The sequence below is a fragment of the Microbacterium sp. Root166 genome (genome assembly GCF_001427145.1).
Classification (GTDB): domain Bacteria; phylum Actinomycetota; class Actinomycetes; order Actinomycetales; family Microbacteriaceae; genus Microbacterium.
In genome coordinates, this window is the sequence record NZ_LMGL01000001.1 from 1009084 (window position 1) to 1026005 (window position 16922).

Consider the following 16922-nt stretch of genomic DNA (forward strand, 5'->3'; position numbering starts at 1 on the left):
AACGGGTCGGTTCTGCGACGGAAACGCCGTCTGATCAGGCATCGCTGATTCCACAGCCTGTGGAAGAGGACGCGCTTGAAGTCAGGCTTGAAGGTTGCTGCGTTCAAGCCCGCCTGTGCACAATTCCGCGCGGAATCGATCGTGAACGAACGGCGCGAGTTGTCTGCCCCCCTAGACAATTGGTCCATCCAAGGTTTACCCTCTGAAATCCAGGCACCCTCAGCGCATTCCGTCCGGAAGGCGCGGCGTTGTTCGTCGTGGGAGGTGAACGTGGAGATCGCAAACTCGAAGTCGAGTGTCGTGCGACTCGCCCTTGTCGGGGCGGCCACCGCGTTCGCCTGGATCATCCTCTCGCTGCTGCTCGGCCTCGGTTCTGGGCAGGCGCACGCTGATGAGGGCGACAGCGACGGCAATGGCCTGCTGGGTGCCGTCACATCTCTCGTCGACCGCACGGCCGGCACCGTCACCGGTACGGTCACCGCCGTCACCGGCGGCGTCACCGGGGTCGTGAACACCGTGGTCTCCGTGGCTCCCGCCCCCGTGCAGCAGCCGGTCCGCGAGGTGGTCCAGACCGTCGGAACAGTCGTCACCGCCGTCACCACGCCGGTCACCGAGGTCGTCTCGGGCGGCGTCGTCGGCGCGGTCACGCAGCCCGTGGTCGACATCGTCACGCAGGTGCCGGTCGTCGGTGGCATCGTCTCGGGCATCGGCCTGGACGATGCCGTCACAGACCTGACCACGACGGTGGACGACACCCTCGGCGGAGTAGCCGGCGCCGTGACGGAAGTCGGCGAGACCGTGGGCCAGCCGGGTACCGGCAGCCCCGTTATTCCGGGCGTTCCCGGCCTCCCCGGCACGGTCGACCCCACCGAGACGGCGGATGCGGCGACACCGGCACAGGCCCTCCTCGCCGCCACCCTGAACACTTTCCGCGCCTTCGCCGCGGCATCCCTCCACAGCACGGCGGACACCGCGGCCTTCGCGCCCGGATCAGGCTCCGCCGCGTCCGCTGTGGCTTCCATGACGTCTTCTGACGGTCCTGGACCCCTGTCTCCGGCGGGAGGACTCTGCCCGCCGTCTGCAACCTCCACGGGACCCGGTGCCTCGGGTCTCGGCGCCTGGGCGCTTCTTGCCCTCGGTCCGCTTGCCGCACACCGTGCCTGGGTGCGTCGCGCCGGACCAGAGGACGAGCATGCTCCTCCGGCGCCCGTTGGTTCCACGGACGTCTCCCCCGACTGACGCAGTCGACCGTCTCATCGAGAACGGCTCGACTCAGCGCACCCTCACGCGCTGCGACAACTCAGTCAACAAAGGGGAAACATCATGCGTACTTTCATCAAGCGCGCCCTGTTGGGCACGCTCCTGGCCGGCGGCATCACGCTGATCGGCTCCACGGTGGCCAGCGCCGCCGAGACCACGGGTGAGGACGGGCTGCTCTCGGGCACCCAGGCCCTCATCAACATCAACCTCCCGATCGACCTCAGCGGAGTCTCACTCTCGGTCCTCGGTGACTCCACGAGCCAGTCGGCGCCCGCGCCCGCTCCTGCTCCTGCTCCTGCTCCGGCTCCCGCCGCGGCTTCGACCAGCGGGTTCGACGGCATCGCGTCGGGCACGCAGGCGATCGTCGCCGTCAACGCGCCGGTCACCGTATCGGGGAACGCCATATCGGTCGTCGGTGACTCGACGTCGACCGGCGCAGCTCCGGCTCCGGCGCCTGCATCCGCTCCCGCCCCCGCGGCGTCGACGTCGGGCCTGGACGGTGTGCTCTCGGGCACGCAGGCTCTGCTCTCGGTCAACGCGCCGATCACGGTCTCGGGCAACGCCATCTCGGTGCTCGGGGACAGCCAGAGCACGAGCGCCGCACCGGCGCCCGCAGCGAGCACCGGTGCCACCACCACGGCCTCATCGGCTGAAGGGTGGACCGACGGCAGCGACTCGATCCTCGGAGGCACCCAGGTCGTCGCTCCCCTCACCGCCCCCGTCTCCGTGATCGGCAACGCGATCTCGGTTCTCGGCGACAGCGAGAGCCAGACCGCACCTGCGACCACTGCCACCGGCACCGCTGCAGCACCCGGCGGCACCGGCGGGGAGACGAGCGGCGCCGACGGCATCCTCGGAGGCACTCAGGTCATCGCACCCATCGCCGCTCCGGTCACCGCGGTCGGCAACGCGATCTCGGTTCTCGGCGACAGCACGAGTGAAACCGCCAACGCATCGGCCGCACCCGCCACCGCATCCACCGGCGGCGGAACCGGAGCCATGACCGACGGTGCCGACGGCATCCTAGGAGGCACCCAGGTCGTCGCACCGGTCACCGCGCCCGTCAACGTGATCGGCAACGCGATCTCGGTCATCGGCGACAGCATGAGCACCGGCGCATCGGCGGCACCCGCCTCCGGAACGACCGGCGGCACCACCGCAGCCGAGACCGATGGTGCCGACAGCACCGCCGGCGGCACGCAGGTCGTCGCACCGATCACCGCACCCATCGGCCTGGTGGGCAACGCGATCTCGGCCGTCGGCGACAGCACGACGACCGGCGCTGCCGGTGGTTCGGCGGGCACCGGCGAAACGAGCACCTCCGGCACGTCCGGCACGGACTCGATCCTCGGCGGCACGCAGATCCTGGCGCCGCTGAACCTGCCGATCACGGTCGGCGGCAACGCGATCTCGGTGATCGGCGACAGCACGGTGACCACTCCGACCGGCCCGGTCGACCCGACGGATCCCACGGACCCGACGGACCCGACGGACCCGATCGACCCCACGGACCCCGGCATCCCCAGTAGCCCGGGTTCCACGAACGGCGGAGGCATAACCGGTTCGCCTGCCGGCACAAGCGCCGCCGTTCTCGCCACGACGGGAGGGACGAGCGACTTGCTCGGCCTGCTGATGGGCCTCGTGCTCGTCGCGGCCGGTGCGCTGGCGCTCGGGTCGCGGCGACGCTCCGCGTGAGTAGCGGGGGCGGGAAGGCGTCCCCCTCAGGCAGCCCCGCCTGCTATCGCGAGCGTGGCGGGAGGGCCGTTCCCCCGGCCCTCCCGCTCTCCTCGAGGAACATCACCATCTGACCCTCCACACGGGCGACCGGGCTATGCCTGGACCGGTCGCCCGTGGACGAGGCCCCAAGACAAGGCGGATGCCGCGAACCGGGGGGCCTTGCGGCATCCGTCCTCACCCATCCACCGCGTTCGCCGCGGTGGTACCGACCGGTCGTCGTCCACGCGGACCACGGCCCCGAGACAAGGCGGATGCCGCGAGCCGGGGGGCCTGCGGCATCCGTCTTGACCACCCACACCCCCAGAAAAGACGGATGCCGCGGACCCGAAGGTCCGCGGCATCCGTTCTGTATCGCTGCCTTACTTGGCGGCGACCACCTGCAGGGTGATCACGGCGGTGAGGTCGTCGCGGAGACGGATCGTCGCCTCGTGCTCGCCCACCGACTTGATCGGGGAGGTGATGTGGATCTTGCGCTTGTCCAGGTCGCCCAGGCCGGCGGCCTTGACCGCGTTGGCCACGGCCTCGGTCTTGACCGAGCCGAACAGACGGCCCTCGGCGCCGGCCTTGACGGCCAGCTTCACCTTGTTGGACTCGAGCGCGTTCTTCAGCGCCACAGCCTCTTCGTGGTCGTGGATCGCGCGAGCGTCGCGGGCGGCGCGGATAGACGCCACCTGCTTCTCGCCGCCACGGGACCACGCGACTGCGAAGCCCTGAGGGATGAGGTAGTTACGGGCGAACCCGTTCTTGACCTCGACAACGTCACCGGCGCTACCGAGCCCGGCGACCTCATTCGTGAGAATCAGCTTTGCCATCGGATGCTCCTTAGCGGCCAGCGCCGGCGTACGGCAGGAGCGCCATTTCGCGCGCGTTCTTGATCGCCTTGGCGATCAGACGCTGCTCCTGCACCGAGACACCGGTGATACGACGGGCGCGGATCTTGCCACGCTCCGAGATGAACTTGCGAAGAGTCGCGACGTCCTTGTAGTCGATGAGACCGACACGGATCGCCTTCGCGGGGGCCGCGTTCTTCGCGCCCTTCCGCGGCTTCCGGCGATCGCCGGTTGCCTTTCCAGCCATGGGTGTTCCTTACGTGTGGAGACCGGGTGCCTCAGCCGAGGCATCCGAAATCTGGTTCTGAGTTCAGAAAGGGGTGTCGTCGCCGTAGGCGCCCGGAGCCGCCCAAGCGTCGCCACCACCGGCGTTCGCGCCGCCCGCGTTCGCCGACCCGGGGGTCGACCACGGAGCGTCTGCGACCTGCGACTGACCGCCGCGCGACTGGCCACCGCCGCCGGCGGCACGCGTGACCTGTGCGGTCGCGTAACGCAGCGAGGGGCCGATCTCGTCGATCTCGAGCTCGAGGGAAGTGCGCTTTTCGCCTTCCTTCGTCTCGTAGGAGCGCTGCTTGAGGCGACCGGTCGCGATGACACGGGAGCCCTTCGTCAGCGAGCCGGCGACGTGCTCGGCGAACTCGCGCCACACCGACGCGCGGAGGAACAGCGCTTCGCCGTCCTTCCACTCGTTGGATGCGCGATCGAGGGTGCGCGGCGTCGACGCGATCGTGAAGTTCGCGACGGGAAGACCGTTCTGCGTGTAGCGCAGCTCGGGATCAGCCGTGAGGTTGCCCACGACGGTGATGATCGTCTCGCCGGCCATCGTCGTTACGCGTCCTGCTTGACGGGCTTCGCGGGACGGGCGGCCTTGCGGGCAGCCTTCTCGTCGGCACGCTGCTTCTCGGACGCGATCATGGCGATCGCCTCTTCTGCGCGCAGGACCTTGGTGCGCATGATCTGCTCATTGAGGTTCAGCTGACGGTCCAGCTCCTGCGTGGTGGCGCTGGTAGCGGTGAAGCTGACGACGGCGTAGATGCCCTCGGTCTTCTTCTGGATCTCGTAAGCAAGACGGCGCTTGCCCCAGATGTCGACGTTCTCAATCGTGCCGCCATCGTTGGTGATGACCTTGAGGAACTTGTCGAGGTTCGGGGCGACCTGGCGCTCGTCGATCTCGGGGCTCAGGATGACCATGAGTTCGTACTGGTGCGTCACTAACCCACCTCCTTCGGACTTGAACGGCTGTCGGGCATTTCCCGGCAGCAGGAGGGTGTGGTGCACGTCATCCGGCTTCTCGCGCACAGGGGCGCATGCGGACAACCCTCCAATGGTACCGGAAGCCAGGTCAGGCGGCTAATCAGGGTCAGCGGAAGGCGGCGATCCCGGTGAGGTGCTGGCCGAGGATGAGCGTGTGCACCTCGTCGGTGCCCTCATAGGTGCGGACGGACTCGAGGTTGGCGGCATGGCGGATCGGCGAGTTGTCGAGAAGCACGCCATCGCCGCCGAGTATCGTGCGGGCCTCCCGGGCGATAGCGATCGCCTCGCGCACGCTGTTCAGCTTGCCGAGCGAGACCTGCTGCGGCGTGAGGGTGCCGGCATCCTTCGCCCGCCCCAGCTGCAGGGCGAGCAGCGCGCCCTTCTGCAGCTCGACGACCATGTTCACGAGCTTCTGCTGGGTGAGCTGGAACGCCGCGATCGGCCGGCCGAACTGCTCGCGCCGGAGGGCGTGGCGCAGCGCGGCCTCGTAGCTGTCGCGCCCCGCGCCCAGGGCGCCCCAGACGATCCCGTACCGGGCCTCGTTCAACCCCGAGAACGGACCCTTCAGCCCGCGGGCCTCGGGGAGCAGAGCGGATGCCGGCAAACGCACGTCGTCGAAATGCAGCTCGGCCTGCACCGACGCCCGCATCGATCCCTTCGGCCCGAGCACGCTCGCGTGGAATCCGGCAGCGTCTGTCGGGACGAGGAAGCCCCGGACCCCGTCCTCGGTCTGCGCCCACGCGACGGCGACCTGCGCGACGGTCGCGAGGCCGATCCAGCGCTTTGCGCCCGAGAGCACCCAGTCGTCGCCGTCCCGGCGGGCGAACGTCGTCATGCTCGCCGGGTCGGAGCCGGCGCCGGGCTCGGTGAGCGCGAAGCAGCCGATCGCCTCGCCCGCGGCCAGCCGCGGAAGCCACTCCCGCTTCTGCTCCTCCGACCCCCAGCGGTGGATCGAGCCCATCGCCAGCGAGCCCTGCACCGACACGAAGGTCCGGATTCCCGAGTCGCCGGCCTCGAGCTCGAGCGCGGCGAGGCCGTACTCGACCGAACTTCGGCCGGGGCATCCGTAGCCGTCCAGCGTCATGCCCAGCACGCCGAGCCGGCCGAGCGCGGGGGCGAGCTCGGCCGGGAAGTGGGCCCGGTCGAACCACTCCGCGATGTGCGGGCGGATCTCGGCGTCGACGAACGCGCGCACCCGGTCGCGCGTCTCGCGCTCCTGCGGACTGAGCAGCGCGTCGATGGCGAGGACATCGGATGCCGCACGCAGCCCGTCGAGGTCGTCGGGGTCTCGCTGCGTCATCGGTCACTCCCTCGTTCGATCCGTCCCGTCGATTCTGCCCGGTCCCGACGCGAGCCGCGGCGCGCCTCCTTGGGCCGAAGCGGGGCCGCTAGCGTGGGCGCATGGAGTGGACCGCTGACGTCGGAGCCGGCGACTGGATCAGGGATCGGATCGACGACCCCTGGCAGGGGACGATCCACGACGTCGTTCCGCGGGGGTTCCCCTTCTATACGCGGATCTTCCACCCGGCGACTCGCTCGAAGCCGATCGGCAGTGACTGGCCGCCGCTGCCGTACGACCGGAATCGGCGGGGCTGGGAGGCATTCGCCAGGGAGCAGACCGAGATCGAGACGCTTCCGGCGCGGTGGGTCGACGCGGCGACAGCCTTCGGCACCGAGATGCATGCCGGCGCTCAATGGGGAGCGCTCGTCCGTGCGCGCGGCACGGACTGGGACCCGAACGCCTGGCAGCAGTCGCACGCGCCCGATGGCTGGCAGTTCGATGCTCCCTCGGAGGGCAAGCTCGACCCTGGTCTCGTGAGCGTGGTCGCAAACATCGCGGGCGTGCACACGTCGACCCCCGACGACCTCTTCATCGGGCTGTGGGAGGGCTGGGGCGGCGTCGTCGGCGCCATGGGCTGGGGACCGTCGCGCGTGCTGCTCACCGTGTCTGACGATGAGACCCCGGATGCCGCCACCGCACAGCACCTCGGTTTCCTCGGGAACTCCGCGCGCGACGTGTTGAACGACGTCTTCCGTCCGCCCACATGGCAGCCGGGCATCCTGTCGGACGAGGTCTCGCGGGGGCCGCGCCTGCAGCTGCCGAACCGGGACTATGTCCTGTTCCGGGGCGAAGTGAGCGACCTGGCCCGCGAGGACTGGATCCTTCGCGCGCCGTGGCGTGACACGAAGATGGAAGAGCACGGCTCCGCTCCCAGCGCGGAGTCGCCCAGCCTGATCTGGCCGGCTGATCGCTCGTGGGTGGTCGTCAGCGAGATCGACTGGGACTCCACGATCGTCGGAGGGTCGTCCGGGCTGCAGCGCGCCCTCTGCACCGACCCCCGCATAGAGGCCCTCGGCATCCGCGCCGACGTCTGCCTCCACTGGGACTCCGACGAGGTCAACCGATGACGGGGATGCCGCAGCCGGCCTCGCGCGCCTATCCCTTCGACGCACGCCCCCTCGTCGAACCGGTCGACCCCGCTGCCGCCCGCGCGTTCGCGCAGCACCTGCGTCAGACCGGACGGGCGCCGTCGGCCTTCCCGGGGTCGTCGGTCTTCAGCATCGTGTTCCTCGTCGTCTTCGCGGTCATGTTCGGCACGGTCGGCCTGGCGATCATCACCACGCTCGTCGGCCTCTTCGCGTCGATGGGCGACGGCGGCATCGCCGGCTTCCTGTTCAGCCTGCTGCCGTTCCTGCTCCTGGCCGCCATCGTCGCGGTGGTGGTCGTCTCGTTCGTGTCGTCGAGCCGGTCCACCGCCCTGCGCCTGTTCCGGCTCGACCGCTTCGCCCGTGCCAACCACATGACGTACGTCCCCCGGGTCGACGCCCCCGGCCTGCCGGGCATGATCTTCAGTCTCGGCGGGGCGCGGCACGCGACCGACCTCGTGCGCGGCGAGCGACCTCGCTTCGTCGAGTTCGCCAACTACCGCTACACGACCGGCTCGGGCAAGAACCGCACCACCCACGTGTGGGGCTACGTCGCTGTGAAGCTCGACGTGCCGCTGCCGCACATCGTGCTCGACGCCGTCGGCAACAACGGCCTGTTCGGATCGAACCTGCCCGCGACCTTCGACAAGGACCAGCGGCTGAGCCTCGAAGGCGACTTCGACCGGTTCTTCTCGCTCTACTGCCCCGAGGGGTACGAGGCCGACGCCCTCTACCTGTTCACGCCCGACATCATGGCGCGGTTCATCGACAACGCCGCGGCGCTCGACGTCGAGATCGTCGACGACTGGCTCTTCCTCTACGCCAAGCGCGACTTCTCGACGCCCGACCCCGCGATGTGGGCGTGGCTGTTCTCGGTGGTCGGCGCACTCCTGGACAAGTTCGCGCAGTGGGCTCGCTGGCGCGACGACCGCCTGCGCGCGCAGGCGGCGATGACGGATGCCGCGACCGCCGTCCCGGCCGGAGTCGGCGCCGCGGTGCCGGGCGCGGCATCCGTCCCCTTCGTGGCACCGCTCCAGTCGCTCCGCCCGCCACCGGGCGTCGCCCCTCAGGGCAGGCGGCTGCAGCGCGGCGTGCCGTGGGTGTCGATCATCGTGGTCGGGTTCGTCGCGGTCTACTGGCTCGTGTCGCAGACCGGCGTGCTGGCCCTCTTCTTCCGCTGATCAGCGGACGCCGGCGCGCTCCGACAGGTTGTGCGAGGCCCACTCGCCGAGCTGGTCGAGGATCGGAAGCAGTCGTTCGCCGCTGTCGGTGAGGCAGTAGGACACGGTCACCGGAGGCCCGGAAGCCACCGCCCGCAGCACAAGCCCCGCCTCGGCCAGTTCGACGAGCCGATCCGACAGGACGGCGTCGCTGATGCCGGGCACCGCACGTCGAAGGCCGACGAACGTGGACGCACCACCGCCGAGAGCCGAGACGATCATGCCGTTCCAGCGCTTGCCGAGCACCGAGAACGCCAGAGTCACCGCCGCGTCGCAGCGGCTGTGCTCCTGTTCGACCTCGGCCATCCCCCCATCGTACGCGTGCTACAGTCTCCGGAGTCGCTAAGTTTTACATAGCGACTCTCATTTCACGATCGGAGAATCATGTCGCTGTTCCGGCTCGATGCCAGCATCCTTCCCACCACCTCGGCGAGCCGTTCGCTGGCCGATCTCGTCGAAGCCGAATGGCTCGCGGCGCATCCCGAGTCCGGAGTGGTCCGTCGCGACCTCTCTGTGGAGCCCGTGCCCGCGACGGCCTGGCCGGACGCCGTCACCGGCGGCTTCGCACCCGAGGCCGACCGCACCGAGCGCCAGCGCGAAGCGCGCGCCCTCGCGACGACCCTGGCCGATGAGCTCATCGACGCCGAGGCGCTGCTGCTCGCGGTGCCCCTGTACAACTACGGGGTATCGCAGCACTTCAAGACCTGGTTCGACCTCGCGTACACCGATCCGCGGATCGACCCGCAGGGCACGGCCCTTCGCGGGAAGCCCGCCACGCTGGTGACCGTGCTCGGCGGCAACTACGCCCCCGGATCTCCGAAAGAGGGCTGGGATCACTCCACCGCCTGGCTGCGTCGCGTCCTCGAGGACGTCTGGGGGCTGGACCTGCGCATCGTGGAGCGTCCTTTCACGCTCGTCGGCGTGAACCCCGCGCTGGATGCGTTCACCGAGGTGGCCGCAGAGCTCAAGCAGACGGCCGAGACGCACGCCGTCCGCTCGGGCCGCGAGATCGCCCAGCTCGCCGCATCCTCCCGCTGAGCCATCCCTGGCGAGGGGTCGCGTCCCGCTCCGTTCACTCAACGAGCGGTGAAGGTCAGGAGCGGGCGGCCCACCACGCGAGCAGGCGGCGCTCGGCCTCGTCGACCCCGAGGATGCCCTCGTCGAGCCGCAGGTCCAGCAGGAACCGGTAGGCCTCCCCGACCTCGCGGCCGGGGCCGATGCCGAGCAGTTCCTGGATGCGGTTGCCGTCGACCTCGGGCCGCATCGCGGCGAGCTCCTCCTGGGCCGAAAGCTCGGCGATCCGGCGCTCGATGTCGTCGTACGCGCGCGCGAGCCGCCCGGCTTTCTTGGCGTTGCGGGTCGTGACGTCGGCGCGCGTGAGGATGTGCAGGCGATCCAGCTCGTCACCGGCATCCCGCACGTAGCGGCGCACCGCGGCGTCGGTCCACGCACCCTCGGAGTAGCCGAAGAAGCGCAGGTGCAGCTCGATGAGCCGCGTGACCACGCCGATCGTGTCCGAATCGAACCGCAGGGCCTGCAGGCGCTTGCGGGCCAGGCGCGCGCCCTTGATGTCGTGGTGGTAGAACGTCACGCCGCCACCGGGCTCGAGCTTGCGCGTCGCGGGCTTGCCGATGTCGTGCAGCAGCGCAGCGAGCCGCAGCGGGACGTCGGGAGCGGCTGGGCCCACGCGGCCGGAGGCTCCGCCCGACGCGTCAGCGTCGGGTGGAGGGGCCGTGGGGACCGGATTCCGCGTCTTCTCGAGCTCGATCGTCTGGCGCAGCACGGTGAGCGAGTGCTCGTAGACGTCCTTGTGGTGGTGGTGCTCGTCGACCTCGAGCTTGAGCGCCGGGACCTCGGGAAGGAAGCCGTCGATCAGGCCGGTCTCGACGAGAAGACGGATGCCGATCACCGGGTCGTCGGTCTGCAGCAGGCGGACGAGCTCACCCTGGATGCGCTCGGGACTCACGATCGCCAAGGTGGCGCGCAGCTGCTCCATGGCCGTCACCGTGGCCGGGTCGACGGCGAAGTCGAGCTGCGAGGCGAACCGGGCTGCCCGCAGCATCCGCAGCGGGTCGTCGCCGAAGCTGATGTCGGCGGCTGCCGGCGTGCGCAGTCGTCGGGCCACGAGGTCCTCGACGCCGCCGGTCGGGTCGACCAGCGTGCGGGCGGGCACCCGCAGGGCCATCGAGTTCACGGTGAAGTCACGGCGCACCAGGTCGCCCTCAAGGGTGTCGCCGAACTCGACCGTCGGCTTGCGGGTCACGCCGTTGTAGCTGTCGGCGCGGTACGTCGTGATCTCGACCTGTTCGCCCCGCACCTTGGCGCCGATGGTGCCGAAAGCGCGGCCGATGTCCCACTGCGCGGTGCTGATCGGCTTGACGATCCGCAGGATGTCATCGGGGCGGGCGTCGGTCGTGAAGTCCAGGTCATGCACCGCGCGGCCGAGCAGCGCGTCGCGCACCGGGCCGCCGACGATGGCGAGATCGTGGCCGGCGTCGGCGAAGGCGCGGCCGAGCGCGGCGACCACCGGAGACTCGGCGAGCGCGCCGAGGCGCGCGACACCCTCGGCCATGTTGAGCATGCTCCGAGCCTACCGAGCGAGGCCGCCGGTCCCCGCGTCGCTGCTCGCCCGCCGGTCAGGGGAAGGCGAGGAATCCGGTGACGACCAGCTCGCGGACCCGGGGAAGGAGGTCGGCGCGCAGGGCCGCGGCATCCACTCCCATCAGCTCCGCGATCGCGTCGACCAGGACGCCGACGGGGAGGTCACCGTCGCACGCGCCGACGAGCGCCGCGAGGCCCGGATCGACTCCGAGGGAGCGTCCGAACCCGCTGCCCTGTCGCAGCTCGATGACCGTCGGATCCTCCTGTCCGGGCAGGTGATGCCGCGCCTCGGTCACATCGGGAGCGACGGTGAGCAGCGTCGCGGCGAGCGCGTCGTCGTCGAGTCCGGCGAGCCGGTCGTGGGCGTCGAGCGACGCCGCGAGATGGGCGCCCAGACCGTCGCCCGGCAACGCCTGATGCAGCCGTTCGTAGCGTGCGAAAGTCGGCGCACCCTTAACCGGACGGCGCAGCAGCAGATACCCGAAGCCGACCTCGCTGACCTCCCGCGCCGAGAAGTCGTCGAGCCACGCGTCGATGAGACCCGCGAAGCCCTGCGAGCCGACGAGAGTGCCGCCGTCGCGCACCCAGAGCTCGGCGTATTCGAGCGGGTCGAGGCTCTCTCGCTCGACCACCCAGACGTCCAGCGGCACGGGCGAGCTGTCGGCCCACGCGCGCACCCGGTCGAGTCCGGGCCGGCCGCCCCGCGTCTCCCAGTTGCCGAGCAGCTGCGCGATGCCGCCGGGCTCGAGGTGCTCGCCGACGCCGCGGACGAATGCGGCCACGATGTCGTCGCCCTCCATGCCGCCGTCGCGGTACTCGTAGGCGGGAACGCCCTCGCGGCGCGGCGTGATCACGAACGGCGGGTTCGACACGATCCGGTCGAATCGCTCGCCCGCGACGGGCTCGAACAGGCTGCCGAGGCGCACCTCGATCCCGTCCACGCCGTTGAGCAGCGCGTTCAGCCGGGTGAACCCGAGCGCCCGCTCCGAGATGTCGGTCGCGACGACCGTCTCGACCGCACGGCGGGCACGGAGAGCCTGGATGCCGCACCCCGCGCCGACGTCGAGTCCGCGCCGCGCCGGAGTCGGCAGCTGCAGCGCCGCGAGCGTGAGCGACGCCCCGCCGACGCCCAGCACGTGGTCCTCTGCCAGCGGCCCCCCGAGCGCGGCCTCGTCGAGGTCGCTCGCGATCCACCAGCGGCCCGCGCCCGACTCGTCCGCGTACGACTGCGGGCGCACCAGGGCGAGCGGCCGCACCACGTCGCGGTCGAGTTCCGCAAGCCCGAGACGCACGACGCCGTCGGCGCCGGTCCGCGCGAGCGCGCGGGAGACGGATGCCGCGGGCTGCGGCATCCCGAGCACGAGAAGGCGGCCGAGAACCGCGAGCGGGTCGTCGCGTCCGGCGATGCCGCGCTCCGCCGGTGCGCGCAGACCCCTTGCGATCCCGTCGTCGGCGGAGGCACCCCACGCGTCGCGCAGCGCTTCGGCGGTGAATCCGGCGTCGTGCAGGTCGGCGGCCAGGTGACGGCATAGGGACGGATCGGGTTCGGGGAGCACGCCTCCATTCAACCCTGGCGTGCGCTACTTTCTGGGGCTCCGCCCCAGACCCCCGGCTTGCTGACGCGCGCCTCCTCGGCCCGAACGGCGGGTGCGCGGGAACCTCCGAGGCCCGGACCGTAGAATCGCACACGATCGTGCGGTCCGGACATCGCACAGGAGCCAACCACCCAGCATGACCGTGACCACGTCGAGATCGCCCGCCCGCCGCCGCGCCACCCGCGCCGCCGCGGTGGCCGCCGCGACTCTCGCACTCGTCGGAACGCTGCTCGCGCCGGCCGCCGCGATCGGGGCCGCGCCGTCGCCCACGCCCACTCCGACTCCGACTCCGCCCATCACGTCGGGTACGACGGCATTCACGCTGTCTCCCATCTCGGACGGGATCGTGCGACCGGGCGAGCCGCTGACGGTGTCGCTGACACTGCAGAACGAGACGGATGCCCCGACCCCGCCGATCACGGCCACGATCGCCCTCGGCCGCACCGAGCTGCCGGACCGCGCCGCGCTCACCGCATGGCTGTCGGGCGATACGGGACGCGTGACCGCTGAGCCCGTGGCGACGGCGGCGATCGAGTCCGTGGCACCGGGCGGGCAGGCCGTGACACCCGCCCGCATCGACCCTTCCTCGCCGGCGCTGGCAGGGCTCGAGCCGGGCGTTTACCCGCTCGTCGCGACCTACGAGTCGGCCACGGGCCCGGTGACCTCGACCAGCGCGATGATCGTCCCGCCCTCCGACGACGACGCAGTCGGCATCGGCGTGGTCGTTCCGATCACCGCGCAGCCGCTGACGGAAGGGCTGCTGACCGCCGAGCAGCTCACGGAGCTGACCTCGCCGGGCGGCAGCCTCACCTCGCAGCTCGACGGCGTCGACGGAACGTCCGCCATCCTCGCGATCGACCCCGCCATCCCGGCATCCATCCGCGTCCTCGGCGGCACCGCACCCGAGTCGGCGGTGGCGTGGCTCACCCGGCTGGAGACGCTCGCGAACTCGCGCTTCGCGCTGCAGTTCGGCGATGCAGATGTCGCGGTGCAGATCGAGGCCGGCCTCGAGCGACCGCTCGCGCCGCCCTCGCTGCTCGCGTACATGGATCCGGCCGAGTTCATCCCCGAGACCGCCGCGACCCCGACTCCGACCCCGGAGCCCGGCGTCGATCCCGCCGCCCCGGTCTTTCCCGAGCGCGCGGAACTCCTCGACATCGGGCCCGCCACCCGCGGCGCGGTCTTCTGGCCGGCAGCGGGCACGGCCGACGCCCCGGTCGTCGAGGCCCTCGGAGCCGTCACCTCAGGAGACCAGCGCTCGCTGACCCTCGTCGCATCGACGGAGACCGCCGCAGGCGCAACGGGTGGCACCGTGCCTGCCCATGCGCGAGCGGGCGAAGCCGAGCTCCTCGTCTACGACGCGGCCGTCTCCGCTGCGCTGCATCGTGCCTCGGGCCTGGAGGAGACCTCGCTCCGCGGCGCCGCGCTGACCGAGGCGACCGCCTACCTCGCGTTCGCGACCGCGGAGACCGGCGGAGCCCCGCTGCTGGTGACCCTCGGGCGCGACCCCGCCCGCTCCCGCGTCGCCCTGGGAACGACCATCGAGAGCGTGACCTCGGCGCCGAACGTCAGCGCATCGACCCTCGGCGCCCTCGCCAACACAGGGGCCGTGGACCTGGAGGTCGCCGGGGGCACGAGCGAGCAGACCCGAGTGGATGCCGCGACCGCCCTCATCGCCGAAGAGACCGAGGTCTCGCGCTTCGCGACCATCCTCGACGAGCCCCGCATGCTCACCGGCCCGCAGCGGGCCGAGATCCTCCAGCTCCTGGGCGTGGGATGGATTCCCACCCCCGAACCGTGGACCGACGCCGTCGTCGGCCATCGCGCGGCCACCCAGGTGACGCTGGACTCGGTCTCGCTGCTGCCGACGAGCACCATCGATCTTTACGGGTCCAACGCCGGGCTGCGGTTCTGGGTGCGCAACGACCTCGAGTACCCCGTGAACCTCGTCCTCTACGTGACGCCCGATGACCTCCGCCTCGACGTGCAGCGCGCGAATCCGGTGGTCGCCCAGGCCGAGAGCAACACCCGCGTCGAGGTCCCGGTGCAGGCGCGCGTCGGCAACGGCGAGGTGACCCTCGACCTGCAGCTGCGCAGCCGCGCGAGCGTGGCGATCGGCGACCCGGCTTCGGTCGACGTCACGGTGCGCGCCGAGTGGGAGACGTTCGGGATCACCGCGCTGGGCGTCGTCATCGGCGGACTCCTGCTGCTCGGCATCGTCCGCACGGTGCTGAAGCTGCGTGCCCGCCGCCGGGGTCGCGCTGCGTCGCGCGATGCGGGCGCGGCTTCCGGCACGACCGGTGACGATGGCAAGGAGACCCTCACGTGAGCGTCGGCCGCGCGAGCGTCGTCATCGGAGCGGGCACGCTCGTCTCGCGCCTCACCGGCGTCGTGCGCACGATCGTGCTGGTCACGGTGCTCGGATCTGTCGCGAGTCGCGCCGGCGATGCCTTCCAGGTCGCGAACCAGCTCCCCAACACGATCTACGAGATCATCTCGTACGGCATCCTCACCGCGGTCATCGTGCCGCAGATCGTGCGCTCGGCCGCGCACGCCGACGGCGGACGCACGTTCATCTCCAAGCTCTTCACCCTCGGCACCGTGGTGCTCCTGGTCACGACCCTCGTCGCGACGCTCTGCGCGCCACTGCTCGTGGAATTGTTCGCCCCGTCGTTCAAGCCGGAGCAGCACGCGATGGCGACGGTCCTGGCGTACTGGTGCCTGCCGCAGATCTTCTTCTACGGGCTCTATGCGCTCGTCGGCGAGGCGCTCAACGCACGCAAGGTCTACGGGCCGTTCACATGGGCGCCGATCGTGAACAACGTCGTGTCGATCATCGGGTTCGTCCTGATCGGCGTCTTCTTCGGCACGGACCTCAGCAGCGTCGCCGACTGGACCCCCGACATGATCGCGGCGCTGGGCGCCACCGCCACGGCGGGCATCGTCGTGCAGGCCGGCGTGCTGCTGCTTTTCTGGCGGCGCACGGGCCTGCATCTGCGACCGGACTTCCGCTGGCGCGGTGTCGGACTGGGCGACATCGGCCGCCTGGCCGGCTGGACCTTCGCGATGGTCGTCGTGCGGACCCTCGCCGGTGTCGTGCAGACCCGGGTGGTCACCGAGGCTTCAGGCGACGGAGCATCCGCTTTCGCGATGGCGAACGCGTGGCTCGTCTTCATGCTCCCCTACTCGATCATCGTGATGTCGATCGGCACGCCCTACTTCACCCGGCTGGCCGAGCACGCGCACGAGGGGCGCGACGAAGACGTGCGCACCGACCTCTCCGCGAGCATCCGCATCACCGGGCTGCTCGTCACGATCGCCGCGGCCGCCCTCATGGTGGCCGCGGTCCCCGCGACACGCGTGTTCGTCAACTTCGCCGATCAGGCCGTGGCGGCGGCGCCCGTGCTGGTCGCCTTCCTCATCGGGCTCATCCCACTGTCGATCCTCTTCGTCGTGCAGCGCGCCTTCTACGCCTACAACGACACGCGCACGCCGTTCTTCTTCACCGTGATCCAGTGCGCGCTCTTCGTCGCGCTCGTGCTCGTCGCCCGCGAGACCCTGCCTGTCGAGCAGCTCGCGGCCGGAATCGCGCTCGGGCAGTCGATCTCGACGGCCGTCCAGGTCGCGATCGCCGCCGTGCTGCTGCGACGGCGGCTGAGGCGCCTGGGCGCACGCTCATGGCTCGTCTCCTACGGACGGTTCGTCCTCGCCGCTCTCCCCGCTGCCGGCGCCGGATGGCTCGTGTATCAGCTGATGGGCGGAGACGACGGCTGGACCACGGCCGACAAGCTGCTGGGTGCGCTCGGCACGGCGATCATCTGCGCGGTGGCGTTCGTCGTCTACCTCGGCGTCCTCACCGTCCTCCGCGCACCCGAGCTGCGACCGGTTCTCGATCAGCTCCGGCGATTCATTCCGGGCGGGCGCTGAGCGCGGCATCCGGAGCACGCCGACATCCGCCTCGGTGCAGGAATGCCGCGCGGTTACCATGTGTTGAGGCA

General features: G+C 70.7%; 15 protein-coding genes. 7 read left to right on the forward strand and 8 right to left on the reverse strand.

What is annotated here, in order from left to right:
- The first annotated feature begins 270 nt into the window (after window positions 1-270).
- Together ASD56_RS04600 and ASD56_RS04605 are read left to right on the forward strand one after the other, a co-directional pair.
- Window positions 271-1239, forward strand: a complete 969-nt coding sequence (locus ASD56_RS04600; RefSeq protein WP_235565520.1) for a hypothetical protein — start codon at window positions 271-273, stop codon at window positions 1237-1239.
- 84 nt (window positions 1240-1323) lie between these two features.
- Window positions 1324-2955 (forward strand): chaplin family protein, encoded by a 1632-nt coding sequence (locus ASD56_RS04605; RefSeq protein ID WP_055961759.1) that lies wholly within the window; start codon window positions 1324-1326, stop codon window positions 2953-2955.
- 401 nt (window positions 2956-3356) lie between these two features.
- On the opposite strand, the gene rplI is transcribed toward ASD56_RS04605, so the two are convergent.
- The 5 genes from rplI to ASD56_RS04630 form a co-directional block, all read right to left on the reverse strand.
- On the reverse strand, window positions 3357-3809 hold the full coding sequence (gene rplI / locus ASD56_RS04610; RefSeq protein WP_055961762.1) for a 50S ribosomal protein L9: 453 nt from the start codon (window positions 3807-3809) through the stop codon (window positions 3357-3359).
- A gap of 10 nt (window positions 3810-3819) precedes the next feature.
- On the reverse strand, window positions 3820-4074 hold the full coding sequence (gene rpsR / locus ASD56_RS04615) for a 30S ribosomal protein S18 (RefSeq protein WP_045301896.1): 255 nt from the start codon (window positions 4072-4074) through the stop codon (window positions 3820-3822).
- Between the two features lie 63 nt (window positions 4075-4137).
- Window positions 4138-4650 carry a single-stranded DNA-binding protein gene (locus tag ASD56_RS04620; protein WP_055961765.1) on the reverse strand — a complete coding sequence of 171 codons (513 nt, stop codon included), beginning with the start codon at window positions 4648-4650 and terminating at the stop codon, window positions 4138-4140.
- 5 nt (window positions 4651-4655) lie between these two features.
- Complete coding sequence (gene rpsF, locus ASD56_RS04625) at window positions 4656-5039, reverse strand: 30S ribosomal protein S6 (RefSeq protein ID WP_055961767.1); 384 nt, start codon at window positions 5037-5039, stop codon at window positions 4656-4658.
- Window positions 5040-5187: 148 nt separating this feature from the next.
- On the reverse strand, window positions 5188-6381 hold the full coding sequence (locus tag ASD56_RS04630; RefSeq protein WP_055961769.1) for an acyl-CoA dehydrogenase family protein: 1194 nt from the start codon (window positions 6379-6381) through the stop codon (window positions 5188-5190).
- Window positions 6382-6482: 101 nt separating this feature from the next.
- Between ASD56_RS04630 and ASD56_RS04635 the strand changes: the two genes are divergently transcribed.
- Together ASD56_RS04635 and ASD56_RS04640 are read left to right on the forward strand one after the other, a co-directional pair.
- The gene (locus tag ASD56_RS04635) at window positions 6483-7490 is read left to right on the forward strand and encodes a hypothetical protein (RefSeq protein WP_055961770.1); all 1008 of its coding nucleotides are present in this window, start codon (window positions 6483-6485) and stop codon (window positions 7488-7490) included.
- Between the two features lie 5 nt (window positions 7491-7495).
- The gene (locus ASD56_RS04640) at window positions 7496-8689 is read left to right on the forward strand and encodes a hypothetical protein (protein ID WP_055961774.1); all 1194 of its coding nucleotides are present in this window, start codon (window positions 7496-7498) and stop codon (window positions 8687-8689) included.
- Here the strand turns inward: ASD56_RS04640 and ASD56_RS04645 are convergent, their stop codons facing one another.
- A complete protein-coding gene (locus tag ASD56_RS04645) occupies window positions 8690-9034 on the reverse strand; it encodes a winged helix-turn-helix transcriptional regulator (RefSeq protein ID WP_055961777.1) in 345 nt (114 codons plus the stop codon).
- Between the two features lie 78 nt (window positions 9035-9112).
- Here ASD56_RS04645 and ASD56_RS04650 point away from each other — a divergent pair, with 78 nt between their 5' ends.
- A complete protein-coding gene (locus ASD56_RS04650; protein ID WP_055961780.1) occupies window positions 9113-9766 on the forward strand; it encodes an FMN-dependent NADH-azoreductase in 654 nt (217 codons plus the stop codon).
- Window positions 9767-9821: 55 nt separating this feature from the next.
- Here the strand turns inward: ASD56_RS04650 and ASD56_RS04655 are convergent, their stop codons facing one another.
- A complete protein-coding gene (locus ASD56_RS04655; protein ID WP_055961783.1) occupies window positions 9822-11309 on the reverse strand; it encodes a CCA tRNA nucleotidyltransferase in 1488 nt (495 codons plus the stop codon).
- Window positions 11310-11364: 55 nt separating this feature from the next.
- The gene (locus tag ASD56_RS04660) at window positions 11365-12885 is read right to left on the reverse strand and encodes a DUF7059 domain-containing protein (RefSeq protein WP_055961785.1); all 1521 of its coding nucleotides are present in this window, start codon (window positions 12883-12885) and stop codon (window positions 11365-11367) included.
- Between the two features lie 181 nt (window positions 12886-13066).
- Between ASD56_RS04660 and ASD56_RS04665 the strand changes: the two genes are divergently transcribed.
- Together ASD56_RS04665 and murJ are read left to right on the forward strand one after the other, a co-directional pair.
- Window positions 13067-15253, forward strand: coding sequence for a DUF6049 family protein (locus tag ASD56_RS04665; protein ID WP_157535761.1), 2187 nt, complete (start codon window positions 13067-13069; stop codon window positions 15251-15253).
- A complete protein-coding gene (murJ, locus tag ASD56_RS04670) occupies window positions 15250-16851 on the forward strand; it encodes a murein biosynthesis integral membrane protein MurJ (RefSeq protein WP_055961786.1) in 1602 nt (533 codons plus the stop codon). The genes ASD56_RS04665 and murJ overlap by 4 nt, the downstream gene beginning before the upstream one ends.
- The last annotated feature ends 71 nt before the right edge of the window (window positions 16852-16922 follow it).